This window comes from Falsirhodobacter sp. 20TX0035, assembly GCF_028307215.1.
Lineage (GTDB): Bacteria > Pseudomonadota > Alphaproteobacteria > Rhodobacterales > Rhodobacteraceae > Falsirhodobacter.
In genome coordinates this window covers 131929-152936 of sequence record NZ_JAQMHV010000002.1, presented here as the reverse complement: position 1 = coordinate 152936, position 21008 = coordinate 131929, and the positions used below count along the sequence as shown (strand labels likewise).

Below are 21008 nucleotides of genomic sequence, written 5' to 3'. Positions count from 1 at the left end.
CGTCAATGGCTGTCCTTGCCCACCGCCGAACCGCGACATCCGCGCAGGAAGTCGAAATCGGCCCCCGTGTCGGCGCCCTGCACGTGGGCGTGGAAGATGTGGGCATATCCACCCGCCGGGGGTTCGACCAGCGGCTGCCATGCGGCCAGACGCGCGGCCAACTCCTCGTCCGGGATGTCCAGATGCAGGCGACGCGCCTCCACGTCCAGCTCGATCATGTCGCCATCGCGGACCACCGCCAGCGGCCCGCCCACCGCCGCCTCGGGCGAGGTGTGGAGGACCACGGTGCCATAGGCCGTGCCCGACATCCGCGCGTCCGAAATCCGCACCATGTCGGTGATGCCCTTGCGCAGCACCTTGGGCGGAAGGCCCATGTTGCCCACCTCGGCCATGCCGGGATAGCCCTTGGGGCCGCAGTTCTTCAGGACCATCACGCAGGTTTCGTCGATGTCCAGCGCCTCGTCGTTGATCTTGGCCTTGTAATCGTCGATATCCTCGAACACCACCGCGCGGCCGCGATGCCGCATCAGGTGCGCGCTGGCGGCCGAGGGTTTCAGGACCGCGCCCTTCGGCGCAAGGTTGCCCTTCAGCACCGCGATGCCGCCATGGGGCGCCAGAGGCTGGGTCACCGGCAGGATGACGTCGCCGTCATAGCCGATCACGTGCTGTACCTCGTCCCAGATGGAGTGGCCGGACACGGTCAGCGCGTCCTTGTGCAGCAGCCCCGCCTCGCCCAGCCGCTTGATGACGACGGGCAGGCCGCCGGCATAGAAGAACTCCTCCATCAGGTACTTGCCCGACGGCATCAGGTTCACGATCGTCGGCACGTCGCGGCCCAGCCGGTCCCAGTCGTCCAGCCCGATGTCGAGGCCCACCCGGCCCGCCATGGCCAGAAGGTGGATAACCGCGTTGGTCGATCCGCCGATGGCGCCGTTGGTGCGGATCGCATTCTCGAACGCGTCGCGGGTCATGATGTCGGACGGCTTCAGGTCGTCCTTCACCATCTGCACGATGCGGCGGCCCGACATCTGCGCCATCACGCGGCGGCGGCTGTCCACGGCCGGAATGGCCGCGTTGCCCGACAGGGCCATGCCCAACGCCTCGGCCATCGACGCCATCGTGCTGGCCGTGCCCATGGTGTTGCAGGTGCCCGACGACCGCGACATCGACGCCTCGGCCTCCAGGAACTCGGCCTGCGTCATCTCTCCGGCCTTAACCATTTCGGAGAACTTCCACAGATGCGTGCCCGACCCGACACGTTCGCCGCGGAAATAGCCGTTCAGCATCGGCCCGCCCGTTACCACGATGGACGGCAGATCGACCGAGGCCGCGCCCATGATCAGGCTGGGCGTGGTCTTGTCGCAGCCGACCAGAAGCACGCAGCCGTCCATCGGCTGGCCGCGGATCGCCTCCTCCACCGCCATGGCGGCCAGGTTGCGGTACATCATGGCCGTGGGGCGGTAGGTGTTTTCCGACGCGGAAAAGACCGGAACCTCCACCGGAAAGCCGCCAGCCTCCCAGATGCCGGCCTTCACCTTTTCCGACAACTCCCGCAGGTGGCCGTTGCAGGGCGTCAGGTCCGACCACGTGTTCAGGATGCCGATCACCGGGCGGCCGTCGAACAGGTCGTGCGGGTAGCCCTGGTTCTTCATCCACCCGCGGTGATAGATCGTATCGCGCGAGGTGCCGCCGTACCAATGCTGCGACCGCAGCGGCCGGGGCCAGGGTTTGGGTGTAAAGCCGGTCATGTCCAGCCTCCGTCTACTGTGTAATTCTGCGCCGAGCACATGCGCGACGCGTTGGAACCAAGGAACAGGGCCATCTGGGCGATGTCCTCGGGAAGAAGTTCGTCGGGCAGCGCTTGGCTGCGCGCGATGCGGGCGCGGCCCGCGTCGTCCAGCCACAGGCGGCGCTGGCGGTCGGTCATCACCCAGCCGGGGCTGATTGTGTTGACGCGCACGCGGTCCCGACCCAGTTCACGGGCCAGCGCCCGCGTCAAGCCGTGCACCCCGGCCTTCGCCGCGGCATAGACCGGATATTCCGCCCCCCCGATCATCCACGCGATGGAGGCGAAGTTGATGATCGACCCGCCCCCCGCCTCGCGCATCATGGGGGCCACGCTTTGGGCGGCGAACACCTGGTGGCGCAGGTTGACGGCGATCAGCGCGTCGAAGCCTCCGGGCGTCAGGTCCGTCAGCGTGTGGCGCCGGTCGTTCGCCGCGTTGTTGATCAAGACCGAGATCGGGCCATGATCCCGCGCAAAGGACAGGATCGCCGATTGCAGGTCCCGCGTCCGCGTCAGGTCGCAGCGGGCGAAGGGGGCCGTGACGCCTTCGCGCGACAGGCGGGCGGACAGGGCGCGGCCCTCCGTTTCCGCGATGTCGACAAAGCAGGCGATGGCGTTCTGACGGGCGAACGCCTCCACCATGGCGGCGCCGATGCCGGTGGCCCCGCCCGTGATCAGGACCACCCGTCCGGCCAGATCGGGATAATGCCCCGTCACAGCACCGAAACGGCGACGGGCCGCGTCGCGTCCTCCCTTCCGGCCGCCAAGGGGTTGGACAGGGGCAGGCCGAAGTCCGGGGCCGAAATCTCGAACACGTCGCCGGGTTCGGTCTGCACCCCTTGGGCGAAGGACAGGGTCGCCGTGCCGAACATGTGCACGTGCAGGTCGCCCGGCTGGCAGAAGATCGCGTACTTGAAGTGGTGGTGCTCCAGGTTGGCGATCGTATGGCTCATGTTCGCCTCGCCCGACAGGAACTCCGCCTGGAAGATCGGGGCGCCGTTGCGCAGGATGCGCGAGGTGCCGCGGATGTCGGGCGGCAGGTCGCCCACCAGCAGCTCCGGCCCGAAGGAGGCGGGGCGCAGCTTCGAATGCGCAAGGAACAGGTAGTTGATCCGTTCCGTCACGTGGTCCGAAAACTCGTTGGCTAGGCTGAAGCCGACGCGGTGCGGCGTGCCGTCCGACGCGATGATGTAGAAGCCCGCGATCTCCGGCTCCTCTCCCCCGTCCAGCGCGAAAGCGGGCGAGGTGAGGGGATCGCCCGGCGCCACGGCCTGCGCCCCCGTTCCCTTGTAGAACCATTCGGGCTGCACGCCGACGCCCTGCGCGGGCTTGCCGCCTTCCAGGCCCATGCGGAACATCTTCATGCTGTCCGACAGCCCCTCGGTCGCGTGCATCGCGTCGCGGGCGCTGGCCGACCCGGTGTGGGTCAGGCCGGTCCCGGTCAGGAACATGCGCGCGGGTTCGGGATGGCGCAGCGGCACGTCCAGTTTTCCTTGCGCGGCCAGCGCGGGCAGATCCACCGCCTCTCCACCCTCAGGGATCACGGACAGAAGGGACCGGCCGGAGCGGATCGCCTCGCCCGCCAGATCGAAGAGGGTCGCGCCGGGGATCAGCCGGGTGGCGTCGTGGTTGCGGACGACGACGCCGCCGGCCTTCAGTTGGCTCAGATGCATGTGCCTTACCCCTGCCGGTTCTTGTTGTAGACGTCGAAGATCACGGCCGCCAGCAGCACGAGGCCCTTGATCACCTGCTGATAGTCGATGCCGATGCCGAGGATCGACATCCCGTTGTTCATCACGCCCATGATGAAGGCGCCGATCACCGCGCCCACGATCTTGCCCGCGCCGCCCGACATCGACGCGCCGCCGATGAACACCGCCGCGATCACGTCCAGCTCGAAGCCGACGCCCGCCTTGGGCGTGGCCGTGTTCAGACGGGCCGCGAAGACAAGGCCCGCCAGCGCCGCCAGCATCCCCATGTTGGCGAAGGTCAGGAAGGTCAGCCGTTCGGTGTTGATGCCCGACAGCTTGGCCGCCTTCTCATTCCCGCCGATGGCATAGATGCGGCGTCCCAGCGTCGTAGATTGCGTCAGGAACGTGTAGGCCGAGATCAGCACCGCCATCGTGATCAGCACGTTCGGCAGCCCCCGATAGGTCGCCAGCAGGTACGAGATGAAGACCAGCGCGAAGACGATCATCGCGTTCTTCACGGCGAAGATGACGAAAGGCTCATCCTCGATCCCGTATTTCTTCTGGCGGGCGCGGGCGCGGACCGACAGGTACACCAGCGTCGCGGCCGCAAGGCAGCCCAGCACCAGCGCGGTCACGTTGGGCTTGCCCACGCCGAACAGGTCCGGCACGAAGCCCGTGGACAGCGCCTGGAAGCTGCGCGGGAACGGACCGACCGACGCGCCTTCCAGCCACCACAGGGCCAGGCCGCGAAAGACGAGCATGCCCGCCAGCGTCACGATGAAGGACGGGATCTTCCAGTAGGCGATCCAGTAGCCCTGCGCGGCACCGATGGCGGCCCCCGCGATCAGGCAGACCGGGATCACGACCGCCACCGGCCACTGCCAGTGCACCAGCATGACGGCGGCAAGCCCCCCCACGAAGCCCGCGACGGAGCCCACCGACAGGTCGATATGGCCCGACACGATCACCAGCAGCATGCCCAAGGCCATGATGATGATGTAGCTGTTCTGCAGGAACAGGTTCGTCAGGTTGACGGGGCGCATCAGAACGCCGCCGGTGGCGAACTGGAAATACCCCATGATCACGACCAGCGCGACGAGGATTCCGTATTCGCGCAGGTTGTTGCGGAAATAGCTGCCCAGTCCGGGCGCTTCAGGCGACGCGGCCATGATGTTCTTCCTTACCCTTGACGATCATCGACATGATGCGCTCCTGCGACGCGTCCTCGCGTGCAAGCTCGCCGACGAACGCCCCTTCGTTCATGACATAGATGCGGTCGCACAGGCCCAGCAGCTCCGGCATCTCCGAGGAGATGACGACGACGCCCCGGCCCTGCGCGGCCAAATCGTTGATGATGGCATAGATCTCGAACTTCGCGCCGACATCGATGCCGCGCGTCGGTTCATCGAGGATCAGCACCTTCGGATCGGTGAACAGCCACTTGGACAGCACCACCTTCTGCTGGTTGCCGCCCGACAGGTTCATGACCTTCTGGAACACGCCGGGCGTGCGGATGGCCATGGCGCGGCGATAATCCTCGGCCACCTGGCGTTCGGCGCCGGTGTCCAGAACGCCGTTCCGCGACACCTTCGGCAGCGCCGACAGCGTGGTGTTGCGCAGGATCGGATCCTCCAGGATCAGGCCCAGGCCCTTGCGATCCTCGGTCACGTAGGCCAGCCCCGCCGCCACCGCGCGGCGGACGTTGGAAGTGTCGACCTCCACCCCGTCCATCTTCACGGTGCCGCCGGTCTTCAGGCCGTAGCTCTGGCCGAAGACGCTCATCGCGACCTCGGTCCGGCCGGCGCCCATCAGGCCCGCGATGCCCACGATCTCGCCCGCGTGGACGTTGAAGGACACGTCCCGCACCACCATGCGTTCGGCGTGTTCGGGATGGCGGACGGACCAGTGGTCCACTTCCAGCAGCAACTTGCCGATGTTGGGCACGCGGTCCGGGAAGCGGCTGTTCATGTCGCGGCCGACCATCTGGCGGATGATCTGTTCTTCCGAGAACGGCGCGCTCATGGTGGACACGGTGTGCCCGTCCCGCAGGACCGTCACCGAATCCGCGACGCGCCGGATCTCGTTCAGCTTGTGCGAGATGATGATGGACGTGATGCCTTGCGCCTTGAACTCCAGCATCAGGTTCAGCAGCGTTTCGCTGTCGTTTTCCTGAAGGCTGGCGGTCGGCTCGTCCAGGATCAGCAGCTTCACGCGCTTGGACAGGGCCTTCGCGATCTCCACCAGCTGCTGCTTGCCCACGCCCAGCTTGCCCACGGCGATGTTGGCCGGTTCCCGCAGGCCGACCTTGGCCAGCACGTCGGACGTCCGCTTGTAGGTTTCGGGCCAATCGATATGGCCGTTCGTGGCCACCTCGTTGCCCAGGAAGATGTTTTCCGCGATCGACAGGAGCGGGACCAGCGCCAGCTCCTGGTGGATGATGATGATGCCTTTTTCTTCGCTGTCCTGAATGCCGCGGAACGCCATGGGCCGACCTTCGAACAGGATCTCGCCGTCATAGCTTCCGTGGGGATAGACCCCGCTCAGCACCTTCATCAGGGTGGATTTGCCCGCACCGTTCTCGCCGCAGATCGCGTGGATCTCGCCCGGCTGAACGACCAGGTTCACGTCGTCAAGCGCCTTCACGCCGGGGAACGTCTTGGTGATCCCCCGCATCTCCATGATGGCTGTCATAGCTGTCTCCCGAAGGGTGCCCCGCCCGCAGCGGACGGGGCCGCCGGCGTCACTTGATCTGGTCTTCGGTGTAGTAGCCGGACCCGATCAGGACCTCCTCGATGTTGGTCTTGTCCACGGCCACCGGCTCCAGCAGGTAGGACGGGACGACCTTCACGCCGTTGTTGTAGGTTTCGGTGTCGTTGATCTCGGGCTCGGTCCCCGACAGAACGGCGTCGACCATGCCCACGGTGACACGGGCCAGTTCGCGCGTGTCCTTGAAGATCGAGGAATACTGCTCGCCCGCGAGGATCGACTTGGTGGACTGCACTTCGGCGTCCTGCCCCGTCACGATCGGCATCTTCATGTCGTCCGACCCGTAGCCCACGCCCTTGAGCGAGGACAGGATCCCGATCGACAGCCCGTCATAGGGCGACAGCACGCCGTTGACCTGCTTGTCCGAATAGGCGGCGGACAGGATGTTGTCCATGCGCGACTGCGCCACGGCCGGGTCCCAACGCAGCGTGCCGACGGTTTCCATGCCCGTTTGGCCCGACCCGATCACGATCGACCCGTCGTCGATCATCGGTTGCAGCACCGACATCGCGCCGTTGTAGAAGAAGAAGGCGTTATTGTCGTCCGGGCTGCCGCCGAACAGCTCGACGTTCCACGGCTTCACGTCCGGGAAGCGCTCCTTTAGCCCGTTCACGAGGCTGGTGGCCTGAAGCACGCCCACCTGGAAGTTGTCGAAGGTGGCGTAGTAGCTGACGTTTTCGGTGCCGTTGATCAGGCGATCATAGGCGATGACCGGAATCTCGGCGGCGGCGGCGTTTTCCAGCGCGTTCGACAGCGTCGTGCCGTCGATGGAGGCGATGACCAGGACGTCCGCGCCCTTCACGATCATGTTCTCGATCTGCGACAGCTGGTTCGGGATGTCGTCCTCGGCGTATTGCAGGTCCGTCTCGTAGCCGGCCTCCTGCAGCGCCTTGACCATGTTGTTGCCGTCGTCGATCCAGCGGGCCGAGGATTTCGTGGGCATGGCGATGCCGACCAGGCCCTTGTCCTGCGCCGCCGCCTCAAGGGCAAACAGCGACACGCTCATCACGGCCGCGGCCGCGAACAACTTCCGTTTCATGGATGTCCTCCAACACGCCCGGTCCTCCCCGACCGGGTTCCTGAAGGCAGAGTGGCGAAATCCGTCATAGCAATCAAATTACATTGACGGCGATCGGTATGCCGGTTTTGGTATGGTGCATGAAGCCGAACATGTTCAACCTCACATTGAAACAGCTGCGCCTGACGGCGGCCATCGCCGAACACGGGCAGTTGCAGCGCGCGGCTTCCATCCTCGCCCTCACCCAGCCCGCCGCGTCCCGCATGCTGGCCGAGATCGAGAAGATCGTGGGCGCGCCCCTGTTCGAGCGCAACCCCAAGGGCATGACGCTGACGCCCATGGGCCGCATCCTTGCCCGCCACGCCCACGCCATGACGGTAGAGATGCACGACCTGTCGTCCGAGGTGGAGCAGCTGCATCTGGGCCGCAGCGGCAGCGTGCGCGTCGGTTCGGTCACCGGACCGGCGGTCGGCTACCTCGTTCCCGCGATCTGGCAGTTGCGCGGCATGGCCCCCGACGCGCAGATCGCGGTGGAGGTGGCGCCGTCGGCCGCGCTGATGCGCGGGCTGATGTCGGGCGATTTCGATTTCGTCATCGCCCGCCTGCCGACCGACCTTCCCCGCCGCGACTTCGTCCTGCACCCCGCGGGAACCGAGACGGTGAGCTTCCTCACCCGGCGCGACCATCCGCTGGCCACCCTGCGCGACATCCCCCTGACCTCCTTGACCCGGCACGAATGGATCATCCAGGAACACCCCGCCCCCATCCGTCAGGCGGTGGAGGAGGCGATGGCCCTGCGCGGCGCCCTGCCCCCCGCCAACATCATCACCACCAGTTCGGTCCTGCTGATGATGGCGCTGCTGTCCGAATCCAACGCCATCGCGCCCCTGGCGCAAGAGGTGGTGACCCTGTTCACCGCAGCGGACGGGGCGGGGTATGCCAGCCTCGATCTGGCGGAAGCGGTCGTCGTGCCGCCCTATTACCTGATCGAGATGCGGAACCGGACGCTGTCCTCGCTGGCCCAGCGTCTGAAGGCCCTGCTTCTGTCCGAACTGAAAGGTTGAGGTCAGCGCCTCGGGAAGGCCGCGGCGCGCCACATCCAGCCGGCGCGGCACAGCCGCAGCTTCAGCAGCGTCGCGGCCCCGCGACGGCGCTCGGCCCCGTTCAGCGCGGGGTGGCGCAGCACGCGGCCCATGTGGATCAATCCCGATCCGGCCACGGCCACGCCGCGCAGGACCCATCGCGCCCGCCTGCCGGGGCCGGTGCCGTTGACCATGAAGCTTTGGTCCGTGATGCGCCGCCACTTCCTTTGCAGGGCGGCCCAGTCACTGCGCGTCGGATGGGCCACCACCAGATCGGGGCGGTACTGGATCGGAAAGCCCTTGCGCCCGGCGCGGTGGCAGAAATCCTGATCCTCGGACTTCAGGGGGTCAAAGGGACCTGTAGCGTCGAACACCGCCCGCGTGGTCAGAAGGTTCGCGGTAACCGAGAATCCCTGCCGGACATAAACCTCCTGTGGGAAGGCGAAGACCGTCTCGAACGCCTCCGCGCCCGAACGGGGGCCCGGCGTTTCGTCGAACACGGTCACACGCCCGCCGATCATCATGTCACCCGCCGGAAGGGCCAGTGCCACGGCCAGCCAGTCCGGGGCAGGCACGCAATCGGCGTCCAGAAAGAACAACCGCGGCGCGGCCGAGGCCGCCACGCCCGCATTCCGCGCCGCCGCCGCCCCCGGCGTGGTCTCCAGCAAAAACCGCACCTGCGGAAACTCGGCCCGGATCGCGCCCAGATCCTCGGAGGAGTTGTTGTCGGCGACGATCACTTCCACCGGCTGCGGGGCGGTGGCCAGTTGCGGCACCAGCGCCGCAAGGCACGTGCGCAGACGCCGCGTGTCGTTGTGATGCGGAATGATGACCGAGGCCGCCGGTGCCTCAGTAATAGCCATAATCCATCCCATAAAGATCGTCGGCGTATTTGCACTTGTTCAGCACGATGCCCGCCACGTTCGTCAGCGCGGCCACCTGCCGCTCGATGATGTCCAGCTTCTTGAGCGGCGTCTCCTCGGCCGCGATGACGATCAGGGCGGCGTCCACATGACGCAGGAAGCCGTGGGTGTCGTCGGCGGCACCCAAAGGCGGCATGTCGAACACGGTTACGTCGGGGCGATACGCCGCCTCCACCGCCGTGATCAGGGTTTCGGTCCGCGTGCTTTGCAGCAGTTCGGACGCCGCCGCCTGCGGACGGCCGTTCAGCGCCAGGATCAGGTTGTCGCCGAAGCGGACGGCGTGATCCTCGAACGGCACCTCGTGCCGCAGGACGGAGCCGAGGTTCCCCGCCTCCGGCAGTCCCACCCGGGGCGCGCAGGCGGGCCGCCGCAGGTCCGCGTCATAGAGCATAATCCGCAGTTCCGACTGCCGTGCCATGGAAAACGCAAGGTTTAGCGAGGTCAGCGACTTCCCCTCGGCGGGCGAGGCGGACACGACCGCCAGCCGCTTCCACCCGTTCGTGCGGCACAGTTGCAGCACCTTGGTGCGCAGCAGGTCGTAGGGTGCGGCCTCGCGCGTGCCGACCAGCGTGAAGACCCGCGCCTCCGTCAGCACCTGCCGGTCCACCTTGCGTTCCAGATCGGGAAGCTGCGACCACAACAGGTTGCGGGGGTCCATCTCGGCGGTGCCCTGAAGATCGCGAAGGCGGGCCAGTGCGTCCAGTGATCCGTCCATGAAACTCTCCGATGTTATCCGCGGAAACCGATGGTGCTCATCACGCGCAGGGCGATCTGGTCCAGCGGCTTGTAGAAAAGGTGCAGGCCCACCAGCAGGACGACCACGCCCGCAAGGGCCGCGAAGCTGCGCCCGAACCGGACGGTCCGCTGGCGCGCCGCCTCCCGGACCGAGGGCATGTAGGGGATGGTCGCGATCGGCATGATGCCCAGCCGGTTCACGATGTCGGCCGGACGGCGCGCGGTGCGGTTCAGCATTTCCAACAGCACGATGGCGGCCACGCCAAGGACCACGCCCAGGAAGATCCCGCCCGCCGCGATCAGCTTGCGGTTCGGGCGGGTCGGCTTGCTCGGCACGCTCGGCTGCTCCACCACCGAGATGCGGCCGCCGCGCGACATGATCTCCATCCGTTCACCCGTCGCGGCCTGCGACAGGCCGCTGGAGGCCGCGACATAGCGGGCCTGCACGTTGCTGTAATCGCGTTCCAGCCCTTCCAGCGCGATGGCGTTGACCGGCGTGCGGGCGATGCCTTCGGCCAGCTTCGTCTGGGCCTCCTCCAGCCGCGCGGTTTCCTCGTCCAGGTTGGCAAGGCCCGCATCTAGGCTGGCCAGCTGGATGTTCAGCACGGCTTCGGCGGGGCTCACCCCCTCCTCCGTGCCGCCCGTCACGGATTTCAGCGCGGCAATGCGGTCGCGCGTGACGCGGACCAGCGTGTTGTCCTCGGGATAGACGGCCAGAAGATCGGACAGCTGCATCTCCAGCTCCTCCACCTTCTCCTCGCGCGCCGAGCGCGTCTCGTTGCTGCCCGCGACGCGGCCGGTGGCCCGGAACAGGTCGACCATCTGCTTGCGCTGTTCCTGCAGTTCCCGGCGTTCCAGCGCGATGGCCTGAAGGCGGGCAGCGTTGGCGGCCTGCAGGTTGTTCCGCATCTCCAAGTTCTCGGGCAGCGCGTCGATGTTGTCGCGCTTGAAATCGACGATGGCGGCGCTGCGCGTGGCCAGATCCTGCTCCAGCCTCGCGACCTCCTGCTGGAAGAACTGCTGCGTTTCCGCCGCGCGGGACGAACGGACCTTCGTGTCCGCGCTCAGGATCAGCTCCAGATACCGGTTGAGGACGCCGGCCGCGATCTCGGCGCTCGACGCCTCAAAGGACAGGGTCATCTGGTTGGCCTGCCCCCGGCCTGAACTGGTCTTGATCGTGGTGGCCGCGACCATGGCCGCCACGATCTGGTCGGGGGTCATGGCCTCGATATCCTCGAACACCTTCAGGTCGCGCGCGGTCTGCAGAAGGTTCGCCCGCGTCATCAGGCGGGTCTGGATCATCTGCAACCGTTCTTCGGCCGGGGTCTGCACCGTGGCCTGCGCCAGTTCCGTGGGGATCGGCGCGCCTTCCACCACCAGCAGCACATGGCTGGCATAGGAGGCCGGAAGCCGCAACGCGACAAACAGGGCAAGCCCCCCCACAAGGGCCAGGATGCCCAAGAACAGCGGCAGCCGCCGCAGGAACCGGGACAGGTAGAACTGGATCGCGTTCATGGGGCGAAACCTCTGCACGGGGCCGGATGGCCAGGGAACGGATCGCTGCTGCGCGCAGAGACGAAGGGAGGTCCGGAACTTGTTAACACGTCATCACCTGCACGATCCCAAGGGCAGTCGAGGGCAGTCGAGGGCAGTCGAGGGCAGTCGAGGGCAGTCGAGGGCAGTCGAGGGCAGTCGAGGGCAGTCGAGGGCAGTCGAGGGCAGTCGAGGGCAGCGTCACACGCGTCGATCACACAACTCAAGCGCGAAAAAGTGATTTGTTAATATTTTAACCGGCAGGTTGTCGTCCGGGCACAGTGAAGCCTGAAACGGGGGCAAAGGGCGAAAGCCATTCGGCCCGCCGTGCCCAGACATTGGCCCATTTCGCGGCTGCAGCCTGACGCTTTTCCCCGCCACGCAGGGCCAGAAGGCGCGCCCCGGCCATCCGGATCGCCCCCCACAGCCACATGATCGCAAAGGCCGCCGGGTGCTGCCAAGCGGGCCAATGATCACGCATCAGGGTTGTGCGCGCCTTGGCCACCATCACCACCTTGTCCGCCCGCGTCGCGGCCGAGGCGCCGACCAGATGCATGATCTGCGCCTCCGGCGTGATCATCGGGCGGTATCCGTCATGCCGCGCGCGCAGGCACAGGTCCGCTTCCTCGCCATACATGACATATTTGGGATCGAACCCGCCCATGCGGTTCCACAGCGCACGGGGGATCATCAGGAAGCAGCCCACGACGATGTCCACCTCCCGCACCGTGTCGCGGCGCCAGTCCCCCATCTGTTCGGGGTTGAAGAGGGAGGACCGGCGGAAGACGCTGGTCAGGCCAAGCGCCATGCACAGCGCAGACCACGGAGTGATGCGGTTCCAGCAGGAAGCGATGTTCAGCGAACCGTCGGGAAAGACCGTGCGCCCCCCGGTGATCCCGGCATGCGGCGTGGACTTGGCAAAGGCCAGAAGCGCGTCGATCGCGCCCTCATGCACCTCGGTGTCCGGGTTCAGAAGCAAAAGCCACTCCGTCCGCGCCTGCCGGGCCACGATGTTGTTGGCCGCCGCAAAGCCGAGGTTCCGGTCCGAGGCGACCAGCTCGACCTGCGGAAAGGCCGCGGCCACCGCGTCGGCGGATCCGTCGGCCGACTGGTTGTCCCAGACGACCACATGGGCCCGCGCCGCATGCGTGTGGGCATAGAGCGTCTCCAGACAGCGCAGCGTCAGCGCCCGGGTGTTGTAGCTGACGATGATGATGGTCAGTTCCGCCGGGGCCGAAGGGTCGGGGCCCGTGGTGGCAAGTGGGGGCGTGGCGGTGTCCAAGGCGTGCGCTCCTTCGGCGGGCCGAACCATGTGGCGGGATGCTACGGTGTCCGAAGGCGTTTCGGCAATATCGTTTAAGTTGTATTAAAGATGTTTCTTACTGCCTGTGGCTGAGGTTCTGCGACGATCCGGACATGGAACCTCGCGCAGGCCGGAGCTTTGTGATGGAAGATGTTCCAAAGCAAAAGATCGTGCCCATGACCCGCTACGCCATCTACTACCTGCCCCCGCCCGGCCCCCTGGCGCGCTTTGGCGCCGAATGGCTGGGCTGGGACCCGGAGGCGGGCGTCCGCCTGTCCCATCCACTGTCCGTCGATGCCCTTGTGGCCGAACCCCGGAAATACGGCTTTCACGGAACGCTGAAGGCGCCCTTCCGCCTTCTGGGCCCCGAAGCGGATCTGGAGGTGGCGGTGGCCGACCTCGCCCACCGGCTGCGCCCCGTCTGGCCCGGCCCCCTGAAGGTGGAACGGCTGGGGTCGTTTCTGGCGCTGGTGCCACAGGGCGACCAGACCGAACTGAACGAGACGGCGGCCCTGATCGTCCGCTTCCTCGAACCCTTCCGCCAACCGCTGACCGAGGCCGAGATCGCCCGCCGCAAGCCCGAACGCCTGACCCCGAAGCAGCGGGAGTTGCTGGACGCGTGGGGCTATCCCTTCGTGATGGAGGAGTTCCGCTTCCACATGACCCTGACCGGCCCCTGCGACATGCAGCCCGAGGCGCTGGAGCCGCTGATCCAGCCCGCGCTGCCGGCGGAGTTCGGCATCGACTCCATCTGCCTGATGAAGGAAGACCGGGAGGGGCGGTTCCACCTCCTCCGACGCTACCCGATCTGACGCCGTTCAACTGCAGCTTGCGGAGGGACGCTGGTGTTCATACAATTTTCACCACAGCAACGACGCGACTCGTTGATCCTTCACTTCAGGTTCCCGACATGAGGCGCACCGCGATCTGGCAGACCAACGGCCCCAAGGGCCCCCATGACCGGCGTGCATCGCTGGATGTGCCGCCGGTCGGTTGCCCCGCCTCGAACGATCCGAACCCAGTGGCGCGGGACGACCGGCGCGCCTATTCGCTGGATCATGTGCCGGACATGCACGTGCTGTCCGTGGACACCCGCCCCGCCTGCCCCGAGGAGGCGGCTGTGCTGCGGTTGCCCGGCCAGACCCCGGTGCACGTGATCGACGGGCTGCACGTGATGGAAGGGCGGCCGATGGCGATGTGCCGGTCCGTCTGCCCCGCGGACCTGTTCCCCGAACTGCCCGTCCTTGTGCAGGAGGGCCTTGCACCCGACGCCGCCTGGCGTCAGTCCGGGATCGACCGCTTCCGCGGGGAGACACGGATGACGGCTACCCTCGCCAGCGCCCTTCAGGCCCACCATCTGGGGGTGGAGGAAGGCGCGCCCATACTGCGCTCCGCCTTCCTGCATCTGGACGTGGGCGGTCTGGCCGTGGATTACGGCCAGATTTGGTTTGCGGGGGATCGCGCGGCGCTGGTCGCCGCGCCGGAGTGATCGTTCAGTCCAGATCGGCCGCCGAATGGCGCTCGGGCACCTGCGCCGCCTCGTCCCCCCAGAACTTGTTCACGCGGCGACCGCGCTGCACGGCGGGCCGGGCGGCGATCGTGTCCGACCAGCGGCGCAGGTGGGTGTAGTCCGCCACCGACAGGAACTCCGCCGCGTTGCCGTAAAGATCGCCCTGCATCAGCGCGCCGTACCAGGGCCAGATCGCCATGTCGGCGATGGAATAGTCCGGCCCGGCGATGAAGGGCCGTTCGGCCAGCTGCCGGTCCAGCACATCCAGCTGGCGCCGGGTTTCCATCGCGTAACGGTTAATCGGATATTCCAGCTTTTCGGGCGCGTAGGCGTAGAAATGGCCGAAGCCGCCCCCCAGGAAGGGCGCCGATCCCATCTGCCAGAACAGCCAGTTCAACGTCTCGGTCCGTTGCGCCGCCGGAAGGAAGGCGCCGAACTTCTCGGCCAGATAAAGAAGGATGGAGCCGGATTCGAACAGGCGCACCGGCTCGGCGCCGCTGCGGTCCAGCAGCGCCGGGATCTTGGAGTTCGGATTGATGGCCACGAAGCCCGAGCCGAACTGGTCCCCGTCGCCGATCCGGATCGGCCACGCGTCGTATTCCGCGCCGGCATGGCCGGCGGCCAGAAGCTCCTCCAGCAGGATCGTCACCTTCACGCCGTTAGGCGTCGCCATCGAATACAGCTGAAGCGGGTGCTGGCCAACGGGAAGCTCCACCTCGGTCCGGGGACCGGCGGTGTCGCGGTTCAGGCCCGGCGCGTTCGCGGGCGGGGTCCAGACGCGGGGGGGCTGGTAGGCGTCGCTCATGATCATGACCTTTCTGAGGTGTCACGGGAAGACTTGCTTATCAGGCGACCGGATCGCAACCCTGTTTGCTTTACCCTATATGTGGGTTAGACTCCCACATATTGACACATGCCGCCGCAGCGGTATCCTGACAGCATGAAGGCAGGGACGGACATCAACACCGGCGTGCAGACGCTGGAACGCGGGTTGCGCGTGATCGACGCCGTGGCGGACGGTGCGACGGACCTTGGCGCCATCGGCCAGCGCACGGGGCTGAACCGCAGCACGGCCCAACGGCTGACCGCCGCGCTGGTGCGCGAACGTTTCCTGCGGCAGGATCCCGACGGCTACCGTCTGGGCCCCCGGCTGATCCAGCTCGGCTTTCAAGCGCGCGAGCAGATCTCGCTCGTCTCGGCGGCCCGGGAAGAACTGGAGCGGCTGGCGCAGGAGGTTCTGGACACCGTTCATCTCGTCCAGCCCGAGGGGGACGAGGTTCTTTATCTTGACAAGATCAGCGGGCGGCGGGGCTACGAGTTGCGCTCGCGCATCGGAGCGCGGATGCCGATGGCGCTGACCGGGGTGGGCAAGGCCCTGATGCTGGACATGGACGAAGACGCGTGGCGGCGGCTGTTCGATCTGGGCCGCGCGGCCCCCGCGGCGGGCGGCGCGCCCCTGCCGTGGGACGCGTGGCGGGATGCCATGCGGACCGCCCGCCAGTCTGGCGTGACCTTCGATCTGGCCGAGAACGAACTGGCCGTCCGCTGCGTCGCGGCCCCCGTCCGCGACGCGCGCGGCCAGATCGTCGCCGCGATCAGCGTGGCCGCGGCCGAGCCCTGGATGGACCGCGACCGGATGGTCGCGCTTGGCCCCCGGCTGCGGCAGGCCGCCGCCGCCATATCGTCCCGCATCGGCTGGAAGGACCCCGCATGACCGCCGCACTGATCGCCCTCGATTGGGGCACAAGCTCCCTCCGCGCCTGGTGTCTGGATGAAGGGGGGCGGGTGCTGGACCAGCACGAAAGCCCCGAAGGCATCCTGCACGTGAAGGACGGCTTCGCCGCCGCCTTCGACCGCATCACCGGGGCGTGGAGGAAGGAGAACCCGAACCTCCCCGCCCTCGCCTCCGGCATGATCGGATCGGCGCAGGGGTGGAAGGAAGCGCCCTACCTGCCCTGCCCCGCGGGCCCCGAGGAACTGGCCGGCGCGATGATCGCCCTTCCCGAACACGGGCTGCACATCGTGCCGGGCGTCGCGCAGCGCCACCCTGCCGACGTGATGCGCGGAGAGGAGACGCAGATCGCCGGCGCGCTGGCGCTGAACCCCGCCCTGCGGGCCGAGGCGCATCTGGTGATGCCGGGCACCCATTCCAAATGGGTCACCCTGCGCGACGGCCGGATCGAAGGGTTCACCACCTTCATGACCGGCGAACTCTTTGCCGTGCTGAAGGACCATTCCATCCTTGGCCGCTTTGCCAAAGCCCCGGCCGGGGATGACGAGGCTTTTTCGCGGGGGCTTCAGGCGGCGCAGGAGGGGGACCTGCCGTCCCGTCTCTTCTCGGCCCGCGCCGACGTGCTGCTGGGGGACCGGGCGGCGGCCAGCAGCCTCGATTACCTGTCCGGCCTGATCATCGGGGCCGAGATCGCTTCGGCCCTGCGTCACATGACACCGCAGGCGGCGCCCGTGCTGATCGGCGCGCCGGCACTCGTGGACCGCTACCGCCGGGCGCTGGCCGCGTTCGGCTTGGCCGACGCCCCCGCCATCGCACACACCGCCGTCGCGGGCCTGTGGCAGATCGCCCGCGCCGCCCGCCTGATCGAAGGAACCCGCCCATGACGCTGTCCACCTGGCTTGACCGCCTGCCGCTGATCGCCATCCTGCGCGGCGTCACCCCCGACGAGGTGGTGCCCATCGCCCGTGCGCTGGCCGAGGAAGGCTTCGCCATCGTGGAGGTGCCCCTGAACTCTCCCGATCCGTTTGAAAGCCTGCGCCGCCTGGCGCTGGATGTGGGCGACAGCCTGCTGTGCGGGGCGGGCACCGTTCTGACGGTGGACGACGCCCACCGCGTGGCAGAGGCGGGCGGGAAAATCGTCGTGATGCCCCATGCCGACACGGCGGTGATCGCAGCGGCCAAGGCGGCGGGCCTTTATTGCACGCCCGGCATCGCCACCCCCACCGAAGGGTTCGCCGCACTGGCCGCGGGCGCGGACGGGCTGAAGCTGTTCCCGGCCGAGGCGCAGACCCCGTCCGTCCTAAAAGCCATGCGCGCCGTGTTCCCCAAGGACGTGCCCTTCCTGCCCGTGGGCGGCATCGCCCCCAACAACATGGGGCCGTGGCGCGCGGCGGGGGCTACCGGCTTCGGCCTCGGCTCCGCCCTCTACAAACCCGGCATGGGGGCCGAGGAGGTGCGCGCCAACGCCCGTGCCTTCGTGTCTGCCTGGCGCCAGGGCTGAACGCCAAGAAATTCCTTCCCTTGCACGCCCGCGTCGGATCATGTTTATCCAGCGCTTCGGCACGGCGCGGACAGGAGAGCGGGATGACAGCAACGGGTGCGGCGATCACCTTTGACGGGGTGGGCAAGGCCTTCCCGAAGCGTGGCGGCCTTGTCACCGCGCTGGAAGGCGTGTCGCTGGACGTGCCCGCAGGCTCCGTCACCGGGATCATCGGGCGGTCGGGGGCGGGGAAGTCCACGCTGCTGCGCATGGTGAACGGGCTGGAACAACCCACGGCCGGCACCGTCACCGTGGGCGGCCGGGACGTGGGCCGCGCGCGCGGCGGCGATCTGCGCGCCATCCGGCGCGAGGTCGGGATGATCTTCCAGCACTTCAACCTCCTGTCCTCGCGCACCGTGTTCGACAACGTGGCCCTGCCGCTGGAAATCGCCGGCACCCCGCGCGACGCCCTGCGCGCCCGCGTCCGCGACCTGATCGAGAGGGTGGAGCTTGGCCCGCTGGCCGACCGCTATCCGGCGGAACTGTCGGGCGGGCAGAAGCAGCGCGTCGGCATCGCGCGGGCGCTCGCCACGCAGCCCAAGGTGCTGCTGTCGGACGAGGCGACCTCCGCGCTCGACCCCGAAACGACACAGACGGTGCTGCGCCTTCTGGCCGACATCAACCGCGACCTGGGCCTGACCATCCTGCTGATCACGCATGAAATGGCCGTGGTGCGCGACATCGCCAGCCACGTCGCCGTCATCGAGGGCGGCCGCATCGTGGAGGCGGGGGAAACCTACGACATCTTCGCCAGGCCGCAACATCCAACCACGCGCAGCTTCCTGTCGGGCGTCACCGGCGTCACCCTGCCCGCCTTCATCGCGGGCCGCCTTCTGCCTTCGGCCGAGGGCGCGGCGCAGGAGGTGATCCGCATCACCTTCGCGGGCGATCACGCGACCGACCCGATGCTGGCCCGCCTCACCTCCGACCTCGGCATCCCCGTCAACATCCTCGCCGGCGCGGTGGAGGAGATCGGGACCCGTCCCTTCGGCAATCTTCTGGTGTCCCTGCCGATCGGCCGCGCGGCCGAGGCGCGGGCTTACCTTGAACGCCACCACCTGCTGACGGAGGTTCTGGGCCATGTCCGCTAACCTGATCCACCTGCTGATCGATTCCACGCTGCAAACGCTCTACATGGTCGCGATCTCGGGGCTTCTGGGCGCGGTGTTCGGGCTGCCGCTGGGCGTCTACCTCGCCACCTCGCGCCGGGGGGAGCTGCTGGCCTCGCCCCTCATCAACCGGGGGCTGGGGCTGGTGGTCAACGCCACACGGTCGATCCCGTTCATCATCCTCGTGGTCGCCATCATCCCCTTCACGCGCATGATCGCCGGCACCTCCATCGGCACCACCGCCGCCATCGTGCCGCTGACGCTGGCCGCCATCCCCTTCATCGCGCGCCTTGTGGAAAACGCAATCCGCGAGGTGGACGCCGGCCTGATCGAGGCCGCGCGCGCCATGGGCGCCACGCCCTTCCAGATCATCCGCAAGGTGCTGGTGCCCGAAGCGCTGCCCGCGATCACGCTGGGCATGACCCTTGCCGCCGTCAGCCTGATCGGCTTTTCGGCCATGGTCGGCGCGGTAGGCGGCGAAGGCCTCGGCGATCTGGGCATCCGCTACGGCTATCAGCGCTTCATGCCCGAGGTGATGCTGGCCGTGGTCGTCATCCTGATCGTGCTGGTGCAGCTGGTACAATCGCTGGGCGAATGGCTGGCCCGCCGCGTGGACCGCCGCGCCCCCCGCAATCGCGGTCACTGACTTTCAACCCGGAGGAAACCATGCGTCTGTTCCCCATCACCCTCGCGTTCGGCCTGCTGGCCAGCGCCGCCTTTGCCGAAGACATCAAGGTCGGCGTCTCGCCCGGCGAACACGGCGAGATCATGGAAGAGGTGGCCAAGGTCGCCAAACCCATGGGCCTGAACATCGACATCGTCGAATTCTCGGACTACGTCATCCCGAACCAGGCGCTGGCGGATGGCGACATCCAGGCCAACTCGTTCCAGCACCAGCCCTATCTGGACAACCAGATCAAGGATCGCGGCTTCGATCTAGTGACGCTGGCCACCACGATCACCACGCCGATGGGCCTCTATTCCGACAAGCTGAAATCGGTGGAGGATCTGGAGGACGGCGCCACGATCGGCATTCCGAACGATCCGACGAACGGCGGCCGCGCGCTTCTGGTGCTGCAGCAGCTGGGTCTGGTCACGGTGGACCCGGAGGCGGGCCTGACGCCCACGCCGCTGGACATCACGGAAAACCCGCGCGACTTCCGCTTCCAGGAACTGGACGCGGCGCAGCTTCCGCGCTCGCTCGCCGATCTGGACGCGGCGCTGATCAACACGAACTACGCCTCCGCCTCGGGCCTGAACCCGAAGGAAGACGCGATCGCGATGGAAAGCGCCGAAGGCCCCTATGTCAACATCATCGTCGTGCGCGAAGGCGATCAGGACAAGCCTTGGGCCAAGCAGCTGGTCGAGGCCTATCACAGCCCCGAGGTGAAGGCCTTCATCGAGAAGGAATACCAGGGCACGGTCCTCACCTCCTGGTAAGACCGACACCTCCCGCTAGATCCTCTGGCGGGAGGACACCCTATGACCTTGGAACGATTTGTCGAAGCGCAGGACCGTATCTGGCCCGAACCGGTGCAGGAACTGCGCGGGGGGCGGAAGCGGTCGCACTGGATGTGGTTCGTCTTTCCGCAGCTGCGCGGCCTTGGACGGTCCGACATGGCGCAATTCTACGGCCTGAATGGGCTGGGGGAGGCGCAGGCCTATCTGGAGCACCCCATCCTGCGCGCGCGGCTGGACGAGGCGACGGCGGCCATGCTGACGCAGGCCGGGGCGAGGCCCGAGGACGTGCTGGGCGCGACGGACGCGCTGAAGCTCCGATCCTCGGCCACGATCTTCGCACGGGCCGGGTTCACGCCAGCCGATGACATTCTTCGTGTGTTCTACGCGGGTCCCGATCCGGAAACCCTGCGTCTGATCGGCAAGCCGACCTGACGCGATCAGGCCTCGGCAGCCGCGCGGCGTGCGATCGCGCGGATGTCCGAGCGGGAGATGCCGATGTCGGCCAGTTCACGGCCCGACAGCGCAGCCAGTTCGTTTGCCGTGCGCACATAAACGGCGCGGCGCTGGCGAAGGGCCCGGAGCGAGGTCAGGAGGTTGCCGACAAAGCCTTGGCCTTGGGCGGAGAAGTTGAAGCCGGAGAGTTGTGCGATCTGCATGATGGTTCCTGTCTGTTTGTCTGCGCCATGATAGCGCTAACGTCACAGACAGGAATATCGGGTGCAGGGGCCTTCACACAACGCCCAATGGCGAAGCCCTGCCATGCATTCACGTCAAGCCTCTTTCCAAAAGGTTTCTTCGTGGAACAGGAAGGCCCGTGCG

22 protein-coding genes are annotated in these 21008 nt (G+C 67.2%); 10 read left to right on the top strand and 12 right to left on the bottom strand.

The annotated features are described in order from the left end of the window. Positions 1–2: 2 nt before the first annotated feature. From araD to chvE, 6 genes are read right to left on the bottom strand one after another with little or no spacing between them, the layout of a single operon-like run. Positions 3–1748 carry an L-arabinonate dehydratase gene (araD, locus tag PIJ50_RS04760; protein WP_271973195.1) on the bottom strand — a complete coding sequence of 582 codons (1746 nt, stop codon included), beginning with the start codon at positions 1746–1748 and terminating at the stop codon, positions 3–5. Next, on the bottom strand, positions 1745–2503 hold the full coding sequence (locus tag PIJ50_RS04755) for an SDR family NAD(P)-dependent oxidoreductase (RefSeq protein WP_271973193.1): 759 nt from the start codon (positions 2501–2503) through the stop codon (positions 1745–1747). The genes araD and PIJ50_RS04755 overlap by 4 nt, the downstream gene beginning before the upstream one ends. After that, the gene (araD1, locus tag PIJ50_RS04750) at positions 2500–3459 is read right to left on the bottom strand and encodes an AraD1 family protein (RefSeq protein ID WP_271973192.1); all 960 of its coding nucleotides are present in this window, start codon (positions 3457–3459) and stop codon (positions 2500–2502) included. The genes PIJ50_RS04755 and araD1 overlap by 4 nt, the downstream gene beginning before the upstream one ends. Before the next feature lie 5 nt (positions 3460–3464). Further along, positions 3465–4646 carry a multiple monosaccharide ABC transporter permease gene (mmsB, locus tag PIJ50_RS04745; protein ID WP_271973190.1) on the bottom strand — a complete coding sequence of 394 codons (1182 nt, stop codon included), beginning with the start codon at positions 4644–4646 and terminating at the stop codon, positions 3465–3467. Further along, positions 4630–6168 carry a multiple monosaccharide ABC transporter ATP-binding protein gene (gene mmsA, locus PIJ50_RS04740; RefSeq protein WP_271973188.1) on the bottom strand — a complete coding sequence of 513 codons (1539 nt, stop codon included), beginning with the start codon at positions 6166–6168 and terminating at the stop codon, positions 4630–4632. Before mmsA ends, mmsB begins: the two co-directional genes overlap by 17 nt. 49 nt (positions 6169–6217) lie before the next feature. Beyond that, positions 6218–7249, bottom strand: a complete 1032-nt coding sequence (gene chvE, locus PIJ50_RS04735; RefSeq protein WP_442900710.1) for a multiple monosaccharide ABC transporter substrate-binding protein — start codon at positions 7247–7249, stop codon at positions 6218–6220. A 164-nt stretch (positions 7250–7413) separates the two neighbouring features. On the opposite strand from chvE, the gene PIJ50_RS04730 reads away from it, so the two are divergent. Further along, a complete protein-coding gene (locus PIJ50_RS04730) occupies positions 7414–8325 on the top strand; it encodes a LysR family transcriptional regulator (protein WP_271973186.1) in 912 nt (303 codons plus the stop codon). Between the two features lie 2 nt (positions 8326–8327). Here the strand turns inward: PIJ50_RS04730 and PIJ50_RS04725 are convergent, their stop codons facing one another. The 4 genes from PIJ50_RS04725 to PIJ50_RS04710 form a co-directional block, all read right to left on the bottom strand. After that, positions 8328–9206, bottom strand: coding sequence for a glycosyltransferase family 2 protein (locus PIJ50_RS04725; RefSeq protein ID WP_271973184.1), 879 nt, complete (start codon positions 9204–9206; stop codon positions 8328–8330). Continuing rightward, positions 9193–9981, bottom strand: a complete 789-nt coding sequence (locus PIJ50_RS04720; protein ID WP_271973183.1) for a CpsD/CapB family tyrosine-protein kinase — start codon at positions 9979–9981, stop codon at positions 9193–9195. The genes PIJ50_RS04725 and PIJ50_RS04720 overlap by 14 nt, the downstream gene beginning before the upstream one ends. A gap of 14 nt (positions 9982–9995) precedes the next feature. Continuing rightward, on the bottom strand, positions 9996–11516 hold the full coding sequence (locus PIJ50_RS04715) for a GumC family protein (RefSeq protein ID WP_271973182.1): 1521 nt from the start codon (positions 11514–11516) through the stop codon (positions 9996–9998). A gap of 271 nt (positions 11517–11787) precedes the next feature. Beyond that, positions 11788–12816: a glycosyltransferase family 2 protein gene (locus PIJ50_RS04710; RefSeq protein WP_271973181.1), complete on the bottom strand. Its 1029-nt coding sequence runs from the start codon at positions 12814–12816 to the stop codon at positions 11788–11790. 197 nt (positions 12817–13013) lie between these two features. On the opposite strand from PIJ50_RS04710, the gene PIJ50_RS04705 reads away from it, so the two are divergent. Further along, a complete protein-coding gene (locus PIJ50_RS04705; protein WP_271973179.1) occupies positions 13014–13649 on the top strand; it encodes a DUF1045 domain-containing protein in 636 nt (211 codons plus the stop codon). A gap of 98 nt (positions 13650–13747) precedes the next feature. Then, positions 13748–14326 (top strand): GntR family transcriptional regulator, encoded by a 579-nt coding sequence (locus tag PIJ50_RS04700; RefSeq protein WP_271973177.1) that lies wholly within the window; start codon positions 13748–13750, stop codon positions 14324–14326. Positions 14327–14330: 4 nt separating this feature from the next. On the opposite strand, the gene yghU is transcribed toward PIJ50_RS04700, so the two are convergent. After that, a complete protein-coding gene (yghU, locus tag PIJ50_RS04695; protein ID WP_271973176.1) occupies positions 14331–15152 on the bottom strand; it encodes a glutathione-dependent disulfide-bond oxidoreductase in 822 nt (273 codons plus the stop codon). Between the two features lie 135 nt (positions 15153–15287). Between yghU and PIJ50_RS04690 the strand changes: the two genes are divergently transcribed. From PIJ50_RS04690 to PIJ50_RS04660, 7 genes are all read left to right on the top strand, one after another. Next, positions 15288–16061 (top strand): IclR family transcriptional regulator, encoded by a 774-nt coding sequence (locus PIJ50_RS04690; RefSeq protein ID WP_271973173.1) that lies wholly within the window; start codon positions 15288–15290, stop codon positions 16059–16061. Continuing rightward, positions 16058–16963, top strand: coding sequence for a 2-dehydro-3-deoxygalactonokinase (locus PIJ50_RS04685; RefSeq protein WP_271973171.1), 906 nt, complete (start codon positions 16058–16060; stop codon positions 16961–16963). The genes PIJ50_RS04690 and PIJ50_RS04685 overlap by 4 nt, the downstream gene beginning before the upstream one ends. Beyond that, the gene (locus PIJ50_RS04680) at positions 16960–17580 is read left to right on the top strand and encodes a 2-dehydro-3-deoxy-6-phosphogalactonate aldolase (protein WP_271973169.1); all 621 of its coding nucleotides are present in this window, start codon (positions 16960–16962) and stop codon (positions 17578–17580) included. Before PIJ50_RS04685 ends, PIJ50_RS04680 begins: the two co-directional genes overlap by 4 nt. 83 nt (positions 17581–17663) lie before the next feature. Next, a complete protein-coding gene (locus tag PIJ50_RS04675) occupies positions 17664–18710 on the top strand; it encodes a methionine ABC transporter ATP-binding protein (protein WP_271973167.1) in 1047 nt (348 codons plus the stop codon). Beyond that, a complete protein-coding gene (locus PIJ50_RS04670) occupies positions 18700–19374 on the top strand; it encodes a methionine ABC transporter permease (protein ID WP_271973166.1) in 675 nt (224 codons plus the stop codon). The genes PIJ50_RS04675 and PIJ50_RS04670 overlap by 11 nt, the downstream gene beginning before the upstream one ends. A gap of 20 nt (positions 19375–19394) precedes the next feature. Continuing rightward, entirely contained in the window at positions 19395–20168 is a 774-nt protein-coding gene (locus PIJ50_RS04665) for a MetQ/NlpA family ABC transporter substrate-binding protein (RefSeq protein WP_271973164.1), read from the top strand. 42 nt (positions 20169–20210) lie between these two features. Next, positions 20211–20621: a DUF1810 domain-containing protein gene (locus tag PIJ50_RS04660; RefSeq protein ID WP_271973162.1), complete on the top strand. Its 411-nt coding sequence runs from the start codon at positions 20211–20213 to the stop codon at positions 20619–20621. Positions 20622–20626: 5 nt separating this feature from the next. On the opposite strand, the gene PIJ50_RS04655 is transcribed toward PIJ50_RS04660, so the two are convergent. Further along, complete coding sequence (locus tag PIJ50_RS04655; protein ID WP_271973161.1) at positions 20627–20845, bottom strand: DUF1127 domain-containing protein; 219 nt, start codon at positions 20843–20845, stop codon at positions 20627–20629. Between the last annotated feature and the right edge of the window lie 163 nt (positions 20846–21008).

What these genes read in the sequence shown, in the direction of transcription:
- araD (WP_271973195.1), bottom strand. Translation starts at nt 1,748, where the DNA reads ATGACCGGCTTTACACCCAAACCCTGGCCCCGGCCGCTGCGGTCGCAG.
- araD1 (WP_271973192.1), bottom strand. Translation starts at nt 3,459, where the DNA reads ATGCATCTGAGCCAACTGAAGGCCGGCGGCGTCGTCGTCCGCAACCAC.
- mmsB (WP_271973190.1), bottom strand. Translation starts at nt 4,646, where the DNA reads ATGGCCGCGTCGCCTGAAGCGCCCGGACTGGGCAGCTATTTCCGCAAC.
- mmsA (WP_271973188.1), bottom strand. Translation starts at nt 6,168, where the DNA reads ATGACAGCCATCATGGAGATGCGGGGGATCACCAAGACGTTCCCCGGC.
- chvE (WP_442900710.1), bottom strand. Translation starts at nt 7,249, where the DNA reads ATGAGCGTGTCGCTGTTTGCCCTTGAGGCGGCGGCGCAGGACAAGGGC.
- PIJ50_RS04730 (WP_271973186.1), top strand. Translation starts at nt 7,414, where the DNA reads ATGTTCAACCTCACATTGAAACAGCTGCGCCTGACGGCGGCCATCGCC.
- PIJ50_RS04725 (WP_271973184.1), bottom strand. Translation starts at nt 9,206, where the DNA reads ATGGCTATTACTGAGGCACCGGCGGCCTCGGTCATCATTCCGCATCAC.
- PIJ50_RS04720 (WP_271973183.1), bottom strand. Translation starts at nt 9,981, where the DNA reads ATGGACGGATCACTGGACGCACTGGCCCGCCTTCGCGATCTTCAGGGC.
- PIJ50_RS04715 (WP_271973182.1), bottom strand. Translation starts at nt 11,516, where the DNA reads ATGAACGCGATCCAGTTCTACCTGTCCCGGTTCCTGCGGCGGCTGCCG.
- PIJ50_RS04705 (WP_271973179.1), top strand. Translation starts at nt 13,014, where the DNA reads ATGACCCGCTACGCCATCTACTACCTGCCCCCGCCCGGCCCCCTGGCG.
- PIJ50_RS04700 (WP_271973177.1), top strand. Translation starts at nt 13,748, where the DNA reads ATGAGGCGCACCGCGATCTGGCAGACCAACGGCCCCAAGGGCCCCCAT.
- yghU (WP_271973176.1), bottom strand. Translation starts at nt 15,152, where the DNA reads ATGAGCGACGCCTACCAGCCCCCCCGCGTCTGGACCCCGCCCGCGAAC.
- PIJ50_RS04690 (WP_271973173.1), top strand. Translation starts at nt 15,288, where the DNA reads ATGAAGGCAGGGACGGACATCAACACCGGCGTGCAGACGCTGGAACGC.
- PIJ50_RS04685 (WP_271973171.1), top strand. Translation starts at nt 16,058, where the DNA reads ATGACCGCCGCACTGATCGCCCTCGATTGGGGCACAAGCTCCCTCCGC.
- PIJ50_RS04680 (WP_271973169.1), top strand. Translation starts at nt 16,960, where the DNA reads ATGACGCTGTCCACCTGGCTTGACCGCCTGCCGCTGATCGCCATCCTG.
- PIJ50_RS04675 (WP_271973167.1), top strand. Translation starts at nt 17,664, where the DNA reads ATGACAGCAACGGGTGCGGCGATCACCTTTGACGGGGTGGGCAAGGCC.
- PIJ50_RS04670 (WP_271973166.1), top strand. Translation starts at nt 18,700, where the DNA reads ATGTCCGCTAACCTGATCCACCTGCTGATCGATTCCACGCTGCAAACG.
- PIJ50_RS04665 (WP_271973164.1), top strand. Translation starts at nt 19,395, where the DNA reads ATGCGTCTGTTCCCCATCACCCTCGCGTTCGGCCTGCTGGCCAGCGCC.
- PIJ50_RS04660 (WP_271973162.1), top strand. Translation starts at nt 20,211, where the DNA reads ATGACCTTGGAACGATTTGTCGAAGCGCAGGACCGTATCTGGCCCGAA.
- PIJ50_RS04655 (WP_271973161.1), bottom strand. Translation starts at nt 20,845, where the DNA reads ATGCAGATCGCACAACTCTCCGGCTTCAACTTCTCCGCCCAAGGCCAA.